This is a genomic window from Streptomyces longispororuber, assembly GCF_014656095.1.
Classification (GTDB): Bacteria; Actinomycetota; Actinomycetes; order Streptomycetales; family Streptomycetaceae; genus Streptomyces; species Streptomyces longispororuber.
In genome coordinates, this window is sequence record NZ_BNBT01000291.1 from 1 (window position 1) to 3,763 (window position 3,763).

Sequence of the window (3,763 nt, forward strand, 5' to 3'; positions counted from 1 at the left end):
CCGATGCCGCGCTCGGCGAGCTCGGCGGCGTGCTTCTCGTCGTCGGTCCAGCGCGAGTTCCCGCCGTCGACGACGACGTCGCCCTCGGAGAGCAGCTCCTTCAGCTCGTCGATCGTGGACTGGGTCGCGGGTCCGGCCGGAACCATCACCCACACGACGCGCGGACCCTTGAGCTTGCTCACCAGCTCTTCGAGGCTGTCGACATCCGCGAGGTCCGGGTTGCGGTCGTATCCGATGACGGTGTGGCCTGCGCGGCGGATGCGCTCGCGCATGTTGCCGCCCATCTTGCCGAGACCGACGAGACCGAGCTCCATCAGTGCGTTCCTAACTAGCGATGTGGCGTGAGGGGACGGGGCCGCCGCCCGGAACCCGGACGGCTCGCGTACCCGCGGCACGTTCGTACCCGCGTCCGAGCCTACGCCCGGACGCGGCCACACACCTGTGGGCTCAGCCGCTCAGACGTACGGGCATGATCAGGTACTTGTACGCCTCGTCCGCCTCGGCGTCGACGGCCGGCCTGCCGCTGAGGAGCGCGGGCTTCGTCGACGTCGTGAACGAGAGCTGGGCCACCGGCGAGTCGATGGCGCTGAGGCCGTCGAGCAGGAACGTCGGGTTGAAGGCGATCGAGATGTCGTCGCCCTCGAGCTGGGCGTCGACCCTTTCCACAGCCTGTGCGTCGTCGCTGGAGCCGGCCTCCAGGATGAGCACGCCCTGCTCGAAGCTCAGCCGCACCGGGGTGTTCCGCTCGGCGACGAGCGCCACGCGCTTGACGGCCTCCACGAAGGGGGCGGTCTCGATGACCGCGATGGAGTTGAACTCCGTCGGGAACAGCGTGCGGTACTTCGGCAGGTCGCCTTCGAGGAGCCGCGTGGTCGTGCGGCGGCCCGCGCCCTCGAAGCCGATGAGGCCCTCGCCCGCGCCGGAGCCGGACAGGGCGAGCGTGACCGTGTCGCCGCTCGTGAGGGCCTTGGCGGTGTCCAGGAGCGTCTTGGCGGGCACCAGGGCGACGGCGGAGGCGTCCGGGTTCTCCGGCTTCCACAGGAACTCGCGGACCGCGAAGCGGTAGCGGTCGGTGGAGGCCAGCGTGACCGTGTCGCCCTCGATCTCGATGCGCACACCGGTGAGGACGGGCAGCGTGTCGTCGCGGCCCGCGGCGATGGCGACCTGGGCGGCGGCCGAGGCGAAGACCTCACCGGGGACGGTGCCGGTGGCGGTCGGCATCTGCGGCAGCGCCGGGTACTCCTCCACAGGCAGGGTGTGGAGGGTGAAGCGGGAGGAGCCGCAGACCACCGTCGCCCGTACACCGTCTGTGGAGATCTCCACCGGGCGGTTGGGCAGGGCGCGGCAGATGTCGGCGAGCAGGCGGCCGGAGACGAGCACCGTGCCCTCCTCGTCGACCTCCGCGTCCACGGAGACCCGCGCCGAGACCTCGTAGTCGAAGCTCGACAGGGAGAGGGCGCCCTCCTCGGCCTTCAGCAGCAGGCCCGCGAGGACGGGCGCTGGCGGCCGAGCCGGGAGGCTGCGTGCCGCCCACGCCACCGCCTCCGCGAGTACGTCGCGTTCCACCCGGATCTTCACTTAGCCGCCCTCCTGCTGTTGCTGGCACTGGGGACCAGTCTGACGCACCGCACTGACAGCTTGTGCCCGTCGGGGTCAAGTCGTGCCGAGAGGTCGTGGCGGCCCGAGCGGCGAGTTGTGCACAGCCCCCGCTTCAAAGCGGAAACCTGGCTCTCTCTAGTCGGGAGTAGTAGTAGGGCCTGTGGAAACCGTGGATAACCGCGAAGGCGCAGGTCACTCCAGGTTTTTTGTCCACCGACCCTGTGGGCGGAGGCCGTGGACAACTCCGGGGTTCTGTGGACGGGCGAAAGTTCTGCACACCCGATGCACAGGAGAGGGGTACTTCTCCCCAGCCCTGTCCCCAGCTTTACCCAGCTTCCCCACAGGCCAACCCGGCACCTTTGTGTGATGCCTTTCACTCGCCCCGGTGAGGGGGCGCGTCGCCTTGCCGAACAGTGGACAGGGCTGGGGAGAAGCTGTGTACAACCGGGCCCTGCCTGTGGGCCGCCGGTGGACAACTCTGTCCACCGCCTGTGGACAAGAATTTCATCCACAGGCTGTGGAGAGTCGTCGTCCACGAATCCACAACCACATGACCTGCTCTGATGACGTATCAGCAGGGTCCCCTGTGGACACCGTTGGGACAACTTCGTACTCCCCAGGGTGTGGACGGTGAAAAGGCCGCAGATCTGTGGAGAACCCCGACGAGGTGCCCATGAATCGAACAGAAGATGACGAACGGGTCGCGGATCGCGGGCGCCGGGAGGGTCGTTGGAGGCGCGTGCGGGCCGTCTGAGGCTGTGTGTGGGGCGTTTGAAGCTGCTCGTGGAGTGCCTGAGGAGCGTCTGAGAGGCGTCCGGGGAGCGCCTCGGGATGCCTGAGGAACGCCTGAGGGGCGTTCCGAGGGCCGACTGGCGAGGGCCGCGGGCCGGCCCGGAGGGTCGCTGTCTGTCGCACCGGCCGGGCCGGGCCTCCGGTGACGCGTGAGGGCGCCCGGGAGGCGTGCTCCGGGGCGCCCTCAGGCGGATGACGTGCGGCGGCGTGCGACGGCGTACCGCCGTGGCTGTCAGCCGTTCTTGATGCGGTTGGTGAGTTCGGTGACCTGGTTGTAGATGGACCGGCGCTCGGCCATCAGCGCGCGGATCTTGCGATCGGCGTGCATGACGGTCGTGTGGTCGCGGCCGCCGAACTGCGCGCCGATCTTGGGCAGCGACAGATCGGTGAGCTCGCGGCACAGGTACATGGCGATCTGCCGGGCCGTCACCAGCACCCGGCTGCGCGAGGATCCGCACAGGTCGTCCACCGTCAGCCCGAAGTAGTCGGCGGTCGACGCCATGATGGCCGTCGCGGTGATCTCCGGAGCGGCGTCCTCGCCACCGGGGATCAGGTCCTTGAGGACGATCTCGGTGAGACCCAGGTCCACAGGCTGTCGATTGAGCGACGCGAACGCCGTCACGCGGATCAGCGCGCCCTCCAGCTCGCGGATGTTCCGCGAGATGCGCGAGGCGATGAACTCCAGGACCTCCGGCGGGGCGTTGAGCTGCTCCTGGACCGCCTTCTTGCGCAGGATCGCGATGCGCGTCTCCAGCTCGGGCGGCTGGACGTCGGTGATCAGGCCCCACTCGAACCGGTTGCGCAGCCGGTCCTCCAGCGTCACGAGCTGCTTCGGCGGCCGGTCGCTGGAGAGGACGATCTGCTTGTTCGCGTTGTGGAGCGTGTTGAAGGTGTGGAAGAACTCCTCCTGCGTCGACTCCTTGTCCGCCAGGAACTGGATGTCGTCGACCAGCAGGATGTCCATCTCGCGGTACCGCTTGCGGAAGCTGTCGCCCTTGCCGTCGCGGATGGAGTTGATGAACTCGTTGGTGAACTCCTCCGAGCTCACGTACCGCACCCGCGTGCCGGGGTACAGGCTGCGCGCGTAGTGCCCGATGGCGTGCAGCAGGTGCGTCTTGCCGAGCCCCGACTCCCCGTAGATGAACAAGGGGTTGTACGCCTTCGCGGGCGCCTCGGCGACGGCGACCGCGGCCGCGTGCGCGAAGCGGTTCGACGCCCCGATCACGAAGGTGTCGAAGAGGTACTTCGGGTTCAGGCGCGCGGTGGGCTCACCGGGGCCGGTCGCCGGCGCGGGCTGCGCGGCCAGCGGGCCCGGGGCGCCGCTCGACGCGGGCAGGGGGGTGCCGCCGTGGCCGACGGGGGCACCGGGGCC

At 69.2% G+C, this 3,763-nt stretch carries 3 protein-coding genes; all 3 read right to left on the reverse strand.

Features of this window, described 5'->3' with window-relative positions; all coding sequences use genetic code 11:
* On the reverse strand, window positions 1–314 hold a 314-nt coding region (locus tag IE330_RS38065), incomplete at its 3' end, for an NAD(P)-binding domain-containing protein (RefSeq protein ID WP_229926227.1).
* A gap of 133 nt (window positions 315–447) precedes the next feature.
* Entirely contained in the window at window positions 448–1,578 is a 1,131-nt protein-coding gene (gene dnaN / locus IE330_RS38070; protein ID WP_190140755.1) for a DNA polymerase III subunit beta, read from the reverse strand.
* A gap of 1,045 nt (window positions 1,579–2,623) precedes the next feature.
* Window positions 2,624–3,763 (reverse strand): chromosomal replication initiator protein DnaA (gene dnaA, locus IE330_RS38075; protein WP_190140756.1); only part of this gene is annotated, 1,140 nt, incomplete at its 5' end.